Consider the following 220-nt stretch of genomic DNA (forward strand, 5'->3'; position numbering starts at 1 on the left):
AGGTTCCGGTTGCAGCTTCAATTCAAAATCCTCCTGCGGCGCAGGGGCAGGTTCCGGTGCCACCGGAGTTTTTTGCGCACGGAAACGCTGCGAGTCTGACAAATGGGACAGCGGTTCCATCCCTACGCTGAACGGCAGCTTTGATGTGGGACAGGCAGCCAGTGCTGCATGGCAGGCGGGCCGTCCTTTGTCCGAATTGCTGGACGCACAGCCCGTAACA

At 59.5% G+C, this 220-nt stretch carries 1 protein-coding gene; it reads left to right on the top strand.

Annotation, left to right across the window (positions count from 1 at the left end):
- On the top strand, positions 1–220 hold a 220-nt coding region (locus H6B10_RS16945; RefSeq protein ID WP_204652514.1), incomplete at both ends, for a hypothetical protein.

Origin of the sequence: Gemmiger formicilis (assembly GCF_016901605.1) — a bacterium.
Lineage (GTDB): Bacteria > Bacillota > Clostridia > Oscillospirales > Ruminococcaceae > Gemmiger > Gemmiger formicilis_B.